Genomic DNA, 15,392 nt, shown 5'->3' with positions numbered 1-15,392 from the left:
CGCCAGCGGTCACACCGCTGACTTGAACACCCACTTGCTCTCGTTGCCCGAGCACTTGCCCGCCGTCACGTTGCCGCCGGAAGCCCGGTAGCACTTGGTGTTGGACTGCATGTCCGAGATGGTGCCGTTCGGGTTGACCGACCACTGCTGCTTTGGTCCGCCGTCGCACTTGTTCAGCACCACAGTGCCGCCGGACTGGGCCGTGCACAGCTTGTTGTGCTCCATGAACGCGCCGTGGAAGGAGAAGCGCTGCGCGGTGGAGTTGTTGCAGCCGGCCACCTTCAGCGCGGTGCCCGGCTTGGTGCTGTCGCCGGGGTTCTCCAGGCACTGGCCGGTGGCGGTGTTCTTGTACTCGCCAACGGTCGTCTTCGGCTTCGCGCCGCCGTAGCACTCACCGGTGCTGGTGTTGAAGATCGGCGTCGGATCCACGGTCAGGTTCGACGGCGGGTTGATGATCGACTCTTCCATCACCGGCTTGCCGTCCGGGTGGTAGTTGGTGAGCGCGTCCTCGCAGTCGATGGCATTCATGGCGTTGCCGCCCTTGCCGCCGATCCACAGGTCGAAGTGCCACAGCTTCGGGCCGCCGTTGGGGCCCTGGCCGTCCCATTCCTGGTTACAGGCCGAACAATCGTCCTCCATGATGAAGTACTTCTTCACCCTGGGCACCCAGACCTTGGTGCCGGGCTTGAGTTCCTTCTTGGAGGTGGCCAGGGTGATCGGGTCGGCGTAGGTGCCTTTGCCGCCCGCGGTGTTGTGGATCTGCGGATAGGCGATGGCCCCGCCCGGCGGCGTGTTGTCCCACCAGCCGTAGAAGGTGAAGAAGACCTTCTGCGCGGCAGCCGGGGCGGCGGGGGTGGCGGGAGCGGCCTGGGCGGCGCCCAGACCGAGCAGGCTCAACATCATCAGGCCGAGCGTGGTCACCGACAACAGACGGCTGCGCATGGTTCCTCCGCGGGATCCGGTGGCGTCGGCGGCGGTGTAGCTGAGCGTCCCGCGCCGAGACCGGGCGGACAACCAGGGTTAGGTAGGTTTCTTAACAATTTGCGGATGAAAAAGGGGGCTTTCCGGACGAAACCGGAAAGCCCCCGCCGCGGCGTGTTGGACCTCGACGTCAGCCGGTGGCCAGGGCGAAGATGTGCAGTCCGCTGTTGCGCGGGAAGGTGATGCTGGCGATCTGCTTGCCCTCGGGTGCGGCGAAGGGCTTGGTGGCCAGGATGTGCGTGGGCACCTCCTGCTTGCCGCCGATCCCGTTGCGGTAGGGGGTCTTGGCCACGATCACGTTCTCATACATCAGGCTGCCGCCGCCGCCACCCAGGGTCCAGTCGCTGAAGCCCAGGTCGAAGGCGCCGGTGCTGCCGTCGGTGTAGGTGACCGTGCCCGGCGCGGTCCGGCTGCCGTTGATCGCACTGCCCACAAAGGACAGTCGGCTGACCGGCGCGGTCAGTTGCACGGTCTGGCCGTTGGCGGCGATGTTGTCCGGTCGGCCGAACGGCTCGCTGGGCCAGGTGAAGTTCAGCCCGGCCACCGTGCCCGGCTGACCGGCGACCAGGCCCGCGGCGGCCAGTGCCTGCTTGGAGTAGCTGTAGCCGCCGCCGTCGAAGTTGGCCTCCTCGTGCGTGCCGGGATCGTCGGAGACGCCGGTGTTGTCCAGTGCGGCGAACCAGGTTTGTGGCGCGGCGACCTTCACGGTGAGCTGCCGGGTGGTGGTCTTGCCGCCGCTGACCGTGACCGTGGCGTTGACCGGGTGGTAGCCCTGACCCGCGGTCTCAGCGGTCACGGTGAACTCGACCTTGCCCACCCCGTCCTTGATCGGCACCAGCCCACTGGACGGTTCGATCCTGAGCCCTGGCGTGGGCGCGATCGAGTAACGGACCTCGGGCTGCGCGCCGGAGAGGTGGTAGACGGTCACCTCGGCCTTGGCGGTGCCGCCGGGCGTGGTGACCAGGTGGTCCGGTCCGACCCCGATCTGGTAGGGCTGCTCCCCGTCCCGCCAGGACGGCGGCGCGTCCGAAGCCGTTGCGCCCCAAGTAGTATCCGGCCTGGTGTCCATTGTGTACTCAAGCAGTCCACCGCGTTGCACGAAGGACTCCGGCAGCCACGGCTTGGCCGACTCGCGCCCGTTGACCCGCAATTTGTGGATGTAGGGCGCGTTCGCCGCGGCCTTGGGCGCCAGCACGGTGATGTCCTTGCCGCGGTCCCGGTTGATCCGGGCGAACGGGAACAGCGGGCTGGACAGCACCAGCTCGGCCCGGGAGGGCACCTGCGGGTACATGCCCAGCGCGGAGAAGACGTACCAGGAGGACATCGCGCCGAGGTCGTCGTTGCCGGGGATGCCACCGGGGCCGGTGGTCCACAGCGTGTTCACCACCTCGCGGATGGTCTGCTGCGCCTTGTAGGGCTGCCCGGTGTAGTTGTAGAGGTAGGGCACGTTGACCGAGGGCTCATTGTCCATTTCGGACTTCTCGTCGCCGGACTTGCTCAGCGCCCAGCTGCCGTCGGCGTTGTGGAAGAACTCGTCCAGGCGCTTGTTCACCCGGTCCTTGCCGCCCATGGCCTGAGTCAGTCCGGCCACGTTGTGCTGCACCATCCAGGTGTACTGGGCGCTGCTGCCCTCGACGAACCCGTCGCCGGTGCCGGGGGTGAAGTTCGGCGTCCAGCTGCCGTCGGCGTGCCGGTTGCGGATGTAGCCGCCGGTGGCGTGCGCGGCCGGGTCGAAGTTGTTCTGCCACCACTGGGCCCGCTCGGTGAAGGTCTTGGCGGTTGCCTTGTCCCCCAAGCGGTCCGCCAGTTGAGCGAGGGCGAAGTCGGCGGTGGAGATCTCCAGCGTCTCGGCCGCCCCGCCCCAGGCGTTGGACACCGAGGGCATGTAGTTGTGCTTGAGGTACTTGTCCAGCGAGGGTCGCTGGCCGACCGACATCACGTTCCAGCCGTCCCGCTTGAGGTCCAGCGCGGTTGGCACGGTGGCCGCCTTGACCAGTGAGCGCAACGAGGTCCGCGCGTCGAAGTCGGTGCCGCCGAAGGCGTGGATGCCGGCGATGGAGGGCGCGGCCGGGTCACCGTTCATCACGTGCGTGCCGCCGTTGGCGTGCGTCCACCGGTCCCACACGCCGCCGTTCTGCTGTGCCTGGTTGAGCAGCGACTGCGCGATGTCAGAGCCGATCTTGGGCTCCAGCAGGGTCAGCAGCTGCACCTGCGAGCGGTAGACGTCCCAGCCGGAGAAGGTGCCGTACTGCACCTGCTGCCCCGGCACCGGCCGGTGCACCTTGCCGTCCATCCCCGCGTACTCCCCGTTGACGTCGCTGAAGACGTTGGGGTGCAACAGGGAGTGGTAGAGCGCGGTGTAGAACTTGGTCCGATCGGCCTCGGAGCCGCCGCCGATCTGGATCCGCCGCAGCTGCCGCGTCCACGCTTCCCGCGCGTTCGCCGCGACCTCCTCCACCGCCGCCCGCCGCGGGTTCTCCGCCCGCAGGTTGGCCTTGGCGTTGTCCAGGCTCACATAGGAGATCCCGACCCGGACGTTCACCGCCGGGTTCGTCGCCGTGTCAAAGCCCAGGTAGGCCCCGGATCCCTTGCCCACCACCGGCCACCCGTTGGTGCCGTAGGTGGTGCCGCCGGTCGCCGTGGTCGCGCCGGGCGTGAGCTTGTCGTCCTGCCAGGTGCCCACCGAGCTGAACGCCTGGTCGAACTCGGCCACGAAATGCAGCTTGTAGTAGGACCGGCGGCCTTCCTTGTCGAGGTAGCCGCAGAAGTTCCCACTGGTCACCGAGCCGGAAACGGTCCGGGTGGCCGGGTCCACCGCCACCGAGGCGTCGGTGGAGCCCACCTCGGAGTTGGCCGTGCGCAGCAGCAGCGATCCGGCTTTGCCCGCCGGGAAGGTGAATCGCCCGGCGCCACTGCGCAGCGTCGCGGACAGGTCGGCCTTGGCCCCCGAGTCCAGGGTGACCGAGTACCGGCCTGCCTTGGCCGATTCGTTGGCATGGCTGAAGGTGCTCGCGTACACCTCGTCCTTGCCATCCACCGCGGGCGAGGAAGTCACCTCACCCACGTGCGGAAAGAACGGGATATCCCCGGATCCACCCGCACAGCCGGTGCCGGACATGTGCGTCAGGCTGAAGCCGCGGATCTTGGTCGCGTCGTAGTGGTAGCCGCCGGGCGCCGCGGTCCGGGTGGCATTGCCCTTGGTGTTCTCCGGACTCCAGGACAGCATGCCGAATGGCACCACCGCACCGGGAAAGACATTGCCCAGGTTCTTGGTCCCGATCAACGGATCGACGTAGGCCGCCGGATCCCGCACCAGTGGGAAACCGCTCCCGTCAAGAGGCTCGGCCGACGCCGTCCCCCCGACCGTACCCAGCACCAGCGCGGCGGTCACCGCACCGGCCAGAGCCCGTGTCCTTCTCACCTGTCCGACCCCATTCGCAAGACGTGTGCAGACAACGTTGACAAACGGTCATGCCTGGCGGCGGGTCAGAACGTACGTGCAGGTGAGAGGCGAGTGAAGGGGTGCGAATGGAACCTGTCCGATTCTGGCCGACAACCTTGACCGGGATTCGGTCAATCGGACTACGCGGCCACCACCCGGCGTACTCCTCCCCGGAGGACAAGCCGGAGCAGCGCTACTCCCAGCACCAGCCACAGCGGCGCCCACAAGCCCAGATCCCAGCCCGCGTACCACCGGGCCTCAGCCGGGGCGGCCCCGAACAAGGTGACCAACGCGCCGGAAACCCCGGTGACTCCCCGAACCAGGAGGAACACGATTCCCACCCAGGCCGGTCCCAGCAGCAACCACGCGGGCAGCCGATCTCGCCAGGAGGTGGCCAGCCCCAGGATCACCAACGCTCCCGCCGCCGCGATCACCGCGGTCAGCACGTGCACCCAGAACGCCACCGGCCCGTCCCCGAGCAACAGTTCCCGATCCGTCCCCGTCAACGGCGTCTCCGCCATCAGCACCTCGGACCCGAAGGCCCAGGCCACCTTCATCCCGCCATAGGCGAGCGCGCACACCAGCGCCACCCAGGCCGCCCCCGGCAACACCGGCCGCCAGTACCGCCTCACAAACCGCCACACCAGCCAGGGCCACACCAGCACCACCAACGGCAATTGCACCCAGCCGGTCCACACTCCCCGAACGGAAAGCACGACCACCCCGGCCGCCATAACCCCCAACGTCAGCACCAGGGCGCCCAGCAACACCCACCGCGCGACCGGCCCCCACCGCCACAACGTGGCCAGCACAATTCCCGCCGCGACCACCCCGAGCCCGGCGTTGCCCAGTTGCAGCAACCAGGTCTGCGAATACTGGGCCTGCACCGAATCCGCCGCGACCATCCCGGGCAACCCCACCTGCCCGACCGCGGCCATGTAGACCTTTTCCCCGGCGTAGCACAGCATCTGGGCCGCCACGACAAAGACCGCCCAGCGCTCCCACCGTCCACCCAGCTCACTCATACCCGGCACCCTGCGCCATCCCGGCTTCGGCTGCCTCCCGAGGGGGAGGGAGCGGGCTCCCTCTTGCGAGGGAACTCCGCCACCCAAATCCAGCCCTACCGCGGCACGAACGTCATCCCCAGCTCCCGCAGCACGAACCCCAGCCACTCCGCCTGCATTTCCGCCCCCACTCCCGCGTCCATGCTCCCGTGCCCGACCGCGGTCCACACCCGCAAGAACACGTCCCGCCCACTCCGCGAGGCATCCCGCACCCCGGCCACGAACCGCCGGGCCTGCGACGGCGGACAACTGATGTCACTGTTGCCCACCACCACGAACACCGCCGGATACGACACCCCGGCCCGGATGTTCTGACAGGGCGAGTACCCGGCCAGCACCGCCGCGTCCGCCGGATCAGCCGGATTCCCGTAGTCCTTCTCATACACCGCCCGGATCATCGCCGTCCCCGGCCCCTCCACCAAGGGCGCCAGCACATCCAGCACCGGCATCGTCGGCACCACCACCCGCCACAGCTCCGCCTGCTGCGTCACGGCCACCCCGGCCAGCAGCCCGCCATTCGAGGACCCTTGGAACGCCAGGGTTTCCGGCGTCGCGACGCCCCGCCGGACCAGGTCCTCGGCCACCGCCCGCAGGTCGTCGAAGGTGCGCTGCTTGTGCTCCCGCCGGGCGGACTCGTACCACTCCCGCCCGTACTCGCTGCCACCGCGCAGGTTCGCGTGCACGTACACCCCGCCCGAGCGCACGAACGGTGTCATCGCGCCCAGGAAGGTGGGCAGCTTCGGAATGTTGAAGCCCCCGTAGGCATTCACCAGCGTCGGCTGAGGCCTGCTCCGATCCAGATCTTCCCGCGCCAGCACGAAGTACGGCACCCGGGTGCCATCGGCCGAGGTCGCGAAGTGCTGCTCCACCGTGATCCCGTCCAGCCGCACCCCCTGCGCCAGCACGTCCAGGGCCCCGGTGGCCGGATCCAGCTCGTACAGGGTGTCGCTGCTGGTGAAACTGCTCGCGGTGAACGTGAGCGCGGCCGACCCGGTGGGCAGCCGGGACAACACCGTCAGCGCGAAACTCGCACTGGCCGCGGGCAGCGCCGCCCGCGCCACCGGCACTCCGGCCAGCGAATACGACCGCACATCCAGCGAGACATCGTTCAACGCGGTCACCACCAGATGCTCGCCCAGCCGGTACAGGCTCCGCAACACCAGGTCGCCTGCCGGGATCAGCTCCTCCCAGGTGTCCGGATCCGTAGACGTGGCAACGGGAATCCGCACCACCCGCCCGCGTGGTGTGTCCGTGCTGATCGCGACATAGGTGTCCTCGTCAACCCAGTCCCCGTACAGCTCCCCGCGGAACCCGTCCGGCGCGAACGCCCGGAACGTCCCCGACCCGGTGTCCCCGACCAGTGCCGCCAGGTGCTCGTGCGGCGCCGTCACCACCAGCACCCGGCTGCCCCCTGGCGAGACCTGCGGCACCACCGACAGCGAGGTCGGCGGCACCCCCGGCAGTCCCAGGGCCGTTGACTCCCCGCCCCGCACCGGGAAGAACCGCAACTCGTGCGCCCCGTCGGCCGACCGCCCGGCCAGGTAGAACCCGGAGCTGTCCGGCAGCCACCCGGGCCGCACCAGGTTGCCCTGCATGGCGGGCGCCGCCACCGGCAACCGCTCGCCCGTCTCGACCGCCACCACCAGGAACCGCCCGAACGGATCCCCGCCGGCCGCCGCGTTGAACGCCAGCAACTTCCCGTCCGGCGACGGCTCCGGGTAGATCAGTGAGGTGGCCCGGCCGTCACCCCGCTCCGCCGTCAGCGCGGCCGCGGCCACCAGCACCCGGCCCGGCGAGTCCCGGTGCTCGGCCACCCGGATCGCCTGCCCGGTCCCCGCGTCGTCCTGGCCCAGCCAGAACCACCGTCCGGCCACCAGCCGCCGGTCCGCCAGCACCCCGGCCAGCTGACCGGCCAGCAACGGCCGCAGCTCCTCGACCAGCTCGGCGAACCCTGGAAAGTCCCGCGCGGCCGCGGTCGCCGCGCTGACCTGCTGCTCCTGCCAGGCCAGGACCTCCGCCGTGTCCTCGTTCAGCCACGCGTAGGCGTCCGTGGTCATGCCCCCACCCTCTTTCGGAATATTTCAGATGGTCGTATCATCTGGATGGTGAGAGTATTTCGGTGAGTGGCTAGGGTTTGTCAAGTGGCGAGACTGACAAGGGCGGAGCTGCAGGAACAGAACCGCGGCAAGATCCTGGACGCGGCCAGGGCCGAGTTCGCCGAGCGCGGCTACCGGGAAGCCAAGATCGACGACATCGCGGACCGGGCCGGGCTAACCAGGGGCGCGGTCTACTCCAACTTCCCCGGCAAGCGGGCGCTGTACTTCGCCGTGCTGGCGGGCGCTGCGCTGACCGAGGGGCCCGCGGCGGAGCCGGTGGACGGGACGACCGGCGGCGCGCTGGCCGCTTTCGCCCGGTCCTGGCTGGCCCGGACCGCCAACCCGGAACTGGTCGGCGAGGTGCTCGCCGAGGAGGACACCCGAGGGGTCTACGCGCAGCTGCTGGAGATCCAGGCGGTGATGCTGGGCGCCCAGCTCGGCGACGGCGGGGCACAGCGGGCGCGGCTCGCGCTGACCGCGTTGCACGGGGCGAACCAGCTCGCCACCCTCGCCCCGGACTTCGTCGCCGCCGACGCCGTGGTCGCCGCCTGCGCCCAGCTGGCCGGGCTGCCGGTGGCCGACCCCTGGTCACCGCCGGTGGCACTGCCCCAGGTGCGCAGGCCCGGCAGCGCCTGGCCGGAGTCGGTCGCGGTCTGCACCGTGCACGCCACCATGATCGAGCTGAACGCCGACGGGCTGATCCTCTTCCTCGGCCCGGACCGGCTCGGCGCGGTCGAGGACCTCGCGCACGGCACGGACGAACCGGTCACGCTGGTGCTCGGTGCGCGATGGTCGGCCGAACTACGCCTGCTCGCCGGACTCACCCTGGCCGGGTTCGGGCACAACCTGCGTGCCGCGGGCGGTAAACCCGGACAGCTGCGGGTGGTGTGCGACGCCAGCGTCCCGGCCATCGCCGAACGCCTCGGCATGACCGGTCCGGAAACCGCGATCCTCATCGAGCGCGGCCGGATCGCCGCCCGCGCGGACGGTGCGGGCGCGGGCTACGCGATCACCCGTTGAGCAGCCCGGATCGCCAGGCCCAGGCGGCGATCTCCACCCGGTTCCGCGCGCCCAGCTTGGCCTGCACCGAGGCCAGGTGCGTCTTCACCGTGGACAGCGACAGGAACAGCTCCGCGCCGATCTCGGTGTTGGTCAGCCCGCGGGCCGCCGCACGCACCACGTCCATCTCCCGCTCGGTCAGCGGCTCGGCCGGATCCTCCGACTTCGGCCTGCCCCCGCCGGACTTGTTGAAGTGCTCCAGCATCCGCACGGTGATCTGCGGCGAGATCAGCGCGTCCCCGCGCACCGCCGCCCGCACCGCCTCCACCAGCAGCGCAGGCCCGGCGTCCTTGAGCAGGAACCCGCTCGCGCCGTAGCCCAGCGCGGTGTGCACGTACTCGTCCAGGTCGAAGGTGGTCACCACCACGACCTTGATCGGGTCGGTCACGCCGGGGCCGCAGAGCTGTTTGGTGACCTCAAGGCCGTCGATGCCGGGCATCCGGATGTCCATCAGGCACACGTCCGGGCGCAGTTCCCTGGCCCGGCGCACCGCGCTGATGCCGTCGGGCACGTCGGCGACCACCTCGATGTCGGGCTGGACCTCCAGGATCATCCGGAACCCGACGCGCACCATCTCCTGGTCGTCGGCGATCAAGACCCGAATCGTCACCGCGTTGCCTCCCGCACCGGCAGCCAGGCGTGCACCTCCCAGCCACCGGACAGCCTCGGCCCGGCGCTGAACCGGCCGCCCAGCAGCTCAACCCGTTCCCGCATTCCGACCAGACCGTAGCCCCCCGAACCACCGGCTGGCGCGGCGGAGGACCCCTTGCCGTCGTCGGTGACCCGGACGTGCACCATCTCGTCCGCGGTGCTCACCGCGACCCGCACCGCGGTCAGCCCGACCGCGTGCTTCTGGGTGTTGGTCAGCGATTCCTGCACCACCCGCAGCACCGAGCGGGCCAGCTCCACCGACAGCGTCCGAGGCAGGTCCAGGGTCAGGTACACCGGCAGCCCGGCGGCCGCGGCGTCGTCGACCACCTTGCGGATATCGGCCACCGGATCGGTGGTGGCCGCGTCACTGGCGCCGACCTCGCCGACCGCGTGGGTGTCCCGCAGGCTGCTCACCAGCGAGCGCATCGCGGTCAGCGCGTCCACCCCGGCCCGTTCGATATAGGGCAGGACCCGTTGCGCGGCAAGCGGATCCTGCTCGGCCACCACCTGCGCGGCCTGGGCTTGCACCACGATCCCGGTGACGTGGTGCGCGACCACGTCGTGCAGTTCCCGGGCCAGCGCCAGCCGCTCGTCCTGCTGGGCGGAGCTGACCGCGGCGGTGACCACCCGGCGCCGGTCGCCGTCCCGGGCCCGGAAGTACACCCCGGTGCCGATGGACAACAGCAGCAGCATGCCGGGGATGGCGACCGAGGCGAGGTTGTCGAACAGGTTGCCGCCAGGGCGGATCACCCCGGCCAGGATGCCGGCGAAGACGATCCCGGCCACCGCGGTGGTGGCCTTGTTCGGCGAGGCCTGGCGGACCACGGTGGCGATCAGCGCCATCCCGGCCGCGGTCTCCACCGGCCCCATGCCGGCGACCGCGTCCCAGTGGTTCACGTGGGTGTAGCGCAGCCCAGCGGTCAGCCCGATCATGGTCATCGAGGCCAGCAGCGCCGACTCCACCGGACGGCGCGGGGCCACCACGGCGATCAGCGCGATGATCGCGTCCGCGAGCCAGGCCAGCCCCAGCACGTCCGAGCGCGTGCCCCCGGCCGCGGTGCTGAATTCGACCAGCAACATGAACCCGAGCGCACCGGCGATCGGCCACTGCCGCCGCAACAACGGCCGCCAGCCGGTCAACGTGGTGTCCACAGTGGAACACGGTACGTGTTCGCCCCGCGCGCGCACCTCGGCCGGGTGGCCACCCCGCCCCTCGGCCGATCGGCCGAGGAAGCCCAGGCACGCCTGGCCCGCTGGCCGAAGTCACCAGACCCCACCGTCGACCAGTCTTTGATCCCGTCAGACACAAGCGCCCCGCCTCCCCGATCACCAACGCAACCACCACAACTTGTTGCGAAACAGGCGTGGCGCGCAGCGACACGGCGGGCTCTTCACCAGCGGCGGGGTACCGATTTTTCGCGCGACTCAAGAGCGAAAAATCCAGCGTGCGGAGCACGCCAATCAGACACAGGAGGACTAAGTGACGGTTCCGGGTTTCGGTGCGCAACCGGTGCTCACCGGCCATCACCTCATCAAGCGCTATGGCCAGGTGCACGCGCTCGCCGGGGTGGACATCTCGATCGCGCCCGGCGAGGTGGTCGCGATCATCGGACCGTCCGGATCGGGCAAATCAACCCTGCTGCACGTGCTGGCCGGCATCCTGCCCACCGATGACGGCGTGGTGATGCTGGACGGCAAGCGGATCGACCAGTTCGGCGAGACCGAGCGCAGCAAACTGCGCCGTTCCGCCTTCGGGTTCGTCTTCCAGGCCGGGATGCTGGTGGGGGAGCTGACCGCGGAGGAGAACGCGGCGCTGCCGATGCTGCTCGCGGGCATGGCCAAGGACCAGGCGCTGACCGCCGCGCGGCAGTGGCTGACCCGGCTCGGCCTGGCCGGGATGGAGGGCCGCCGACCGGGGGAGCTGTCCGGCGGGCAGGCGCAGCGGGTGGCGATCGCGCGGGCGCTGGCGCACCGGCCGCGGGTGATCTTCGCCGATGAGCCGACCGGGGCGCTGGACTCGCGCACCTCGGATGAGACCATCGGCGCGCTGCTGGACGCGGCCAAGGACTCCGGGGCCGCGGTGGTCATCGTGACGCACGATCCGCAGGTGGCCGCCCGTGCCGAGCGCGTGGTGGAGATCCGGGACGGACTGATCGCCCGGCGGGTCGCCGCGTGAATCCTTTCCAGCTCGCCCTGCGGGTGCTCCGCGGGGATCGCCGCAGCCTGGTCGCGGCCGTGTGCACCCTCTTCGGCGTGGCCATCGCCGTCACCCTGGTGTCCTGGCTGGCCGCGGTGCCCGGCGCCTTGGACGCCCGCGCCGAACACGAGGCCTGGCGTCAGCCCCGGCCCGCCGCGGACGAGTCCTCGGCCGCGGTCCTGGTCAAGAACAGCCAGGACCGGGTGCGGGACAAGAACATCACCCGGATCGACGTGGCCGCGCTCACCCCGAACGCCCCGGCCGCGCCCGGCCTGCTGCGCGTCCCGCAGCCGGGGGAGGTGCTGCTGTCCCCGGCGCTGGCCGCGCTGGCCCGCGACCTGCCAGCCGACCAGCTGGCCAAACGCTTCCAGGGCAAGGTGATCGGCGAACTCGGCGATCAGGCCCTGATCTACCCCGGCGAACTCGTCGCGGTGGTCGGGCACGGCCCGCAGACCCTGGCCGAGGGCGATGCCTACCCGGCCGCCGGGCTCGTCCCGACCGGCGAACCCCGGCCCGACTTCATGCTGTTGCTGCTCTCCCAGGTCGGCCTGGTCGTGCTGGTGGTGCCGAGCCTGGTGCTCATCGCCTCCTCCGCCCGGCTCACCGCGGCCCGCAGGGAACGACGCCTGGCCGCGTTGCGACTGGCGGGCGCGACCCCTGGGCAGGTGGTCGCGATCACGGTGGTGGAGATCGCGCTCGCCACGGTGCTGGGCACCCTGCTCGGCCTCGCCCTCGGACCGGTGGCCAGGGAACTGACCACGCAACTCCCGTGGAACGGCGGCACCTGGTTCGCCGCCGACCTGGAACCGAGCTGGCTGCTTTCCCTTGGCATCGGCATCGGCACCCCGCTACTGGTGATCGGCGCGGCCGTGTTCGGCCTGCGCCGGGTGCTCACCCAGCCGCTGGGCGCGGCGCAGCAGCACAGCCGCAAGCCGCCCAGCGCGTGGCGGCTGCTCATCCTGATCGCCGCGGCAGGCGCTTTCATCGGCGGCATCAGCGTGGCCAGCGCCACCGGCGGCACCTCGGTGCTCATCGGCGGCCTGGCCGGGATCGCACTGGCCGCCTCGGTGGTCGGACCGTGGCTGACCTCGGTGGTCGGCCGGATCTTCACCAGGGTCTGGCGCCGCCCGTCCACCCTGCTCGCCGGGCGGCGGCTGCGTGATGACCCCAAGGCCGCCTACCGGGCCGCCTCCGGCGTGGTGCTCGCGGTGTTCGCGGGCAGCCTGGCGCTGACCGTGCTGCCCTCGCTGGAACGCAAGGTGGACGACCGGACCTGGCAGCCGTGGAAGGAGGGCGTGCTCTACACCACGGTCAGCTCGACCGAGGTGCGGACCGCGGCCGAGCGGCTGCGGGTGGAGCTGGCCAAGCGCGGGGTGAACACCCCGGTCGGGGTGGCCGCGCACGGCAACCTCAAGAACCAGAGCGGCAACTACGTCGGCCGGGCGATCGTGCTCGGCTGCGAGGACGCCACCGCGCTGATGTGGCTGCAACTCGGCCAGTGCGGCGGCGCGCCCGGCGTCCGGGTCGGCAAGGGGCAGCAGTACCCGTCCGGGCCGCTGCAGCTGTCCACCTACGCGGGCCGGGACGAGGGCAGCACCCCGCTGCCGGCGAAGCCGGTCGTGCACCAGATGGCCGGGGACAACGGCAAGGCGGGCGGCACGATCATCATCGACCCCGCGCTGATCCCCAAGGGCGCCCAGCTCACCGGCTACACGCTGACCGTGATGACCAGCCCGGCCAACGCCGAGCTGGTGCGCACGCTGCTGATCGAGCAGGTGCCCGGCGGCCGGATCGGCTCGCTGGAGGCCCAGCAGGGCCGGGACACCATGCAGGTCGGTGACATGCGCCGGATCGCGCTGATCGGCCTGATCATCGCCGGGCTGCTCGGTGGCATCAGCGCCGCGATCACCGCGGCAGGCTCGGTGGTCGACCGCAGGCGCACGCTGGCCGCGCTGATCGCGGCGGGCACCCCGGTGCGGGTGCTGGCCAGGGCGTTGCGCACCGAGGCGGCGCTGCCCGCACTGGTGGCCACGCTGGGCGCGGGCCTGGCCGGACTGGCGGTCGGCGGGGCGCTGATGACGCTGGTCCAGGCGCCACTGGCGGTCAACTACTGGCTGGTCACGCCACTGGTGGTCGGCTTCGGCGTGGCCATGGTCGCGGCCTCCGCATGTGGGCCGCTGTTGCGCAGGATCTCCCCGCAGGCTTACGCGGAGGAGTGAGTGCCTCGGCCGTTCGGCCAGTCCGCCGACTGGCCGAACGGTCGGGGTCAGGATGGCTTAACGGCCGATCCGCAAGCGGGGTCTACCAGCGCAAACTGGTTTCAGACACAGAGAGCGCGAAGCGAAGGAGACCACGATGCTGGAGATGGTGCTGACCTGGACCGGCGCGGTGCTGAGCCTGCTGGTGCTGGCGCTGATGATCCTCCCGGCCGTGGTCGACGGCCAGGGCGAGCCGAAGGCGGTCAAGGTGGCCCGCACCGAGCGGATCAAGGCCACCCGCGCCGCCCGCGCCGCCCAGAAAACCCACCGCCCGGCCCGCCACGCGGGCCCCATCGCCGCCTGACCTACAACCACAAACCTGTCGAGTTGGGCCAAGTCGTACGCCTGGTTGGGCAAACCGGGCGTACGACTTGGCCCAAATTGGTGTCAGAGGTTGGGGTAGAGGGGGTGCTTGGCGGCCAGGTCGGTGACCCGGGCGCGCAGGGCGGCCGCGTCGAAGTCCGGGGTGAGCGCCTTGGCGATCACGTCGGAGACCTCGGCGAAGTCCGCGTCGGTGAAGCCGCGGGTGGCCAGCGCGGGGGTGCCGATGCGCAGGCCGGAGGTGACCATCGGCGGGCGCGGGTCGAACGGGACCGCGTTGCGGTTGACCGTGATGCCCACCTCGTGCAGCCGGGCCTCGGCCTGCTTGCCGTCCAGTTCGTGGTTGCGCAGGTCGGCCAGCACCAGGTGCACGTCGGTGCCGCCGGTGAGCACGTCCACCCCGCCGCCTGCCTTGACCAGCGTCTCGGCCAGGATCTTGGCCCCGGACAGGGTGCGCCGCTGCCGCTCGGCGAACTCCTCGCTCGCGGCGATCTTGAACGCCACCGCCTTGGCCGCGATCACGTGCTCCAGCGGTCCGCCCTGCTGACCGGGGAACACCGCGGAGTCGATCTTCTTGGCGAACTCCTGGGTGCTCAGGATGGTGCCGCCGCGCGGTCCGCCCAGGGTCTTGTGCGTGGTGGTGGTGACCACGTGCGCGTGCGGCACCGGGCTGGGGTGCAGCCCGGCCGCGACCAGCCCGGCGAAGTGCGCCATGTCCACCATCAGGTAGGCGCCCACCGCATCGGCGATCCGGCGGAACTCGGCGAAGTCCAGCTGGCGCGGGTAGGCCGACCAGCCGGCCACGATCATCTTGGGCTGGTGCTCCTTGGCCAGCCGCTCCACCTCGGCCATGTCGATCAGGCCGGTGTCCTCGCGGACCTGGTAGGCGGCCACGTCGTAGAGCTTGCCGGAGAAGTTGATCCGCATGCCGTGGGTGAGGTGCCCGCCGTGCGCCAGCTCCAGGCCGAGGATCTTGTCCCCTGGCGTGAGCAGCGCGTGCATGACCGCGGCGTTGGCCTGCGCGCCGGAGTGCGGCTGCACGTTGGCGTGCTCGGCGCCGAAGAGGTCCTTGACCCGCTGGATGGCCAGGCGCTCGGAGACGTCGACGTGCTCGCAGCCGCCGTAGTAGCGCCTGCCGGGGTAGCCCTCGGCGTACTTGTTGGTCAGCACCGAGCCCTGCGCCTCGAGCACGCCCACCGGGGCGAAGTTCTCCGAGGCGATCATCTCCAGGGTGGACTGCTGGCGGCGGAGTTCGGCGCCGAGCACCTCGGCGATCTCCGGGTCGATCTGCGCGAGCGGCGTGTCCAAAGTGGACATGATCGG

Annotated in this window: 11 protein-coding genes; 4 read left to right on the top strand and 7 right to left on the bottom strand. The window is 70.7% G+C overall.

The features are described from left to right. Positions 1 to 9: 9 nt before the first annotated feature. From ACTOWY_RS41365 to ACTOWY_RS41350, 4 genes are all read right to left on the bottom strand, one after another. Positions 10 to 942, bottom strand: a complete 933-nt coding sequence (locus ACTOWY_RS41365; RefSeq protein WP_441315053.1) for a ricin-type beta-trefoil lectin domain protein — start codon at positions 940 to 942, stop codon at positions 10 to 12. 169 nt (positions 943 to 1,111) lie between these two features. Beyond that, positions 1,112 to 4,402, bottom strand: coding sequence for a GH92 family glycosyl hydrolase (locus ACTOWY_RS41360; RefSeq protein ID WP_441315052.1), 3,291 nt, complete (start codon positions 4,400 to 4,402; stop codon positions 1,112 to 1,114). A gap of 161 nt (positions 4,403 to 4,563) precedes the next feature. Continuing rightward, positions 4,564 to 5,448, bottom strand: a complete 885-nt coding sequence (locus ACTOWY_RS41355) for a DUF3995 domain-containing protein (RefSeq protein WP_441315051.1) — start codon at positions 5,446 to 5,448, stop codon at positions 4,564 to 4,566. Positions 5,449 to 5,543: 95 nt separating this feature from the next. Then, entirely contained in the window at positions 5,544 to 7,544 is a 2,001-nt protein-coding gene (locus ACTOWY_RS41350; RefSeq protein WP_441315050.1) for a prolyl oligopeptidase family serine peptidase, read from the bottom strand. An 84-nt stretch (positions 7,545 to 7,628) separates the two neighbouring features. Between ACTOWY_RS41350 and ACTOWY_RS41345 the strand changes: the two genes are divergently transcribed. Then, positions 7,629 to 8,603 carry a TetR/AcrR family transcriptional regulator gene (locus ACTOWY_RS41345; protein WP_441315049.1) on the top strand — a complete coding sequence of 325 codons (975 nt, stop codon included), beginning with the start codon at positions 7,629 to 7,631 and terminating at the stop codon, positions 8,601 to 8,603. Here the strand turns inward: ACTOWY_RS41345 and ACTOWY_RS41340 are convergent. After that, complete coding sequence (locus tag ACTOWY_RS41340) at positions 8,593 to 9,252, bottom strand: response regulator (RefSeq protein ID WP_441315048.1); 660 nt, start codon at positions 9,250 to 9,252, stop codon at positions 8,593 to 8,595. The two genes, ACTOWY_RS41345 and ACTOWY_RS41340, sit on opposite strands and share 11 nt — an antisense overlap. Next, complete coding sequence (locus ACTOWY_RS41335) at positions 9,249 to 10,445, bottom strand: sensor histidine kinase (protein WP_441315047.1); 1,197 nt, start codon at positions 10,443 to 10,445, stop codon at positions 9,249 to 9,251. Before ACTOWY_RS41335 ends, ACTOWY_RS41340 begins: the two co-directional genes overlap by 4 nt. Before the next feature lie 328 nt (positions 10,446 to 10,773). Here ACTOWY_RS41335 and ACTOWY_RS41330 point away from each other — a divergent pair, with 328 nt between their 5' ends. The 3 genes from ACTOWY_RS41330 (at position 10,774) to ACTOWY_RS41320 (ending at position 14,052) form a co-directional block, all read left to right on the top strand. Beyond that, positions 10,774 to 11,469: an ABC transporter ATP-binding protein gene (locus ACTOWY_RS41330; protein ID WP_441315046.1), complete on the top strand. Its 696-nt coding sequence runs from the start codon at positions 10,774 to 10,776 to the stop codon at positions 11,467 to 11,469. Next, entirely contained in the window at positions 11,466 to 13,709 is a 2,244-nt protein-coding gene (locus ACTOWY_RS41325) for an FtsX-like permease family protein (protein ID WP_441315045.1), read from the top strand. The genes ACTOWY_RS41330 and ACTOWY_RS41325 overlap by 4 nt, the downstream gene beginning before the upstream one ends. A 136-nt stretch (positions 13,710 to 13,845) precedes the next feature. Continuing rightward, positions 13,846 to 14,052, top strand: a complete 207-nt coding sequence (locus ACTOWY_RS41320) for a hypothetical protein (RefSeq protein ID WP_441315044.1) — start codon at positions 13,846 to 13,848, stop codon at positions 14,050 to 14,052. 83 nt (positions 14,053 to 14,135) lie between these two features. Here the strand turns inward: ACTOWY_RS41320 and glyA are convergent, their stop codons facing one another. Continuing rightward, positions 14,136 to 15,386, bottom strand: a complete 1,251-nt coding sequence (glyA, locus tag ACTOWY_RS41315) for a serine hydroxymethyltransferase (protein WP_441315043.1) — start codon at positions 15,384 to 15,386, stop codon at positions 14,136 to 14,138. Positions 15,387 to 15,392: the final 6 nt, after the last annotated feature.

The sequence above is a fragment of the Crossiella sp. CA198 genome (assembly GCF_052078295.1).
Classification (GTDB): Bacteria; Actinomycetota; Actinomycetes; order Mycobacteriales; family Pseudonocardiaceae; genus Crossiella.
The sequence above is the reverse complement of the archived record's forward strand: the minus strand, read 5'-3'. Positions and strand labels throughout refer to the sequence as shown.

What these genes read in the sequence shown, in the direction of transcription:
- ACTOWY_RS41365 (WP_441315053.1), bottom strand. Translation starts at nt 942, where the DNA reads ATGCGCAGCCGTCTGTTGTCGGTGACCACGCTCGGCCTGATGATGTTG.
- ACTOWY_RS41350 (WP_441315050.1), bottom strand. Translation starts at nt 7,544, where the DNA reads ATGACCACGGACGCCTACGCGTGGCTGAACGAGGACACGGCGGAGGTC.
- ACTOWY_RS41320 (WP_441315044.1), top strand. Translation starts at nt 13,846, where the DNA reads ATGCTGGAGATGGTGCTGACCTGGACCGGCGCGGTGCTGAGCCTGCTG.
- ACTOWY_RS41355 (WP_441315051.1), bottom strand. Translation starts at nt 5,448, where the DNA reads ATGAGTGAGCTGGGTGGACGGTGGGAGCGCTGGGCGGTCTTTGTCGTG.
- glyA (WP_441315043.1), bottom strand. Translation starts at nt 15,386, where the DNA reads ATGTCCACTTTGGACACGCCGCTCGCGCAGATCGACCCGGAGATCGCC.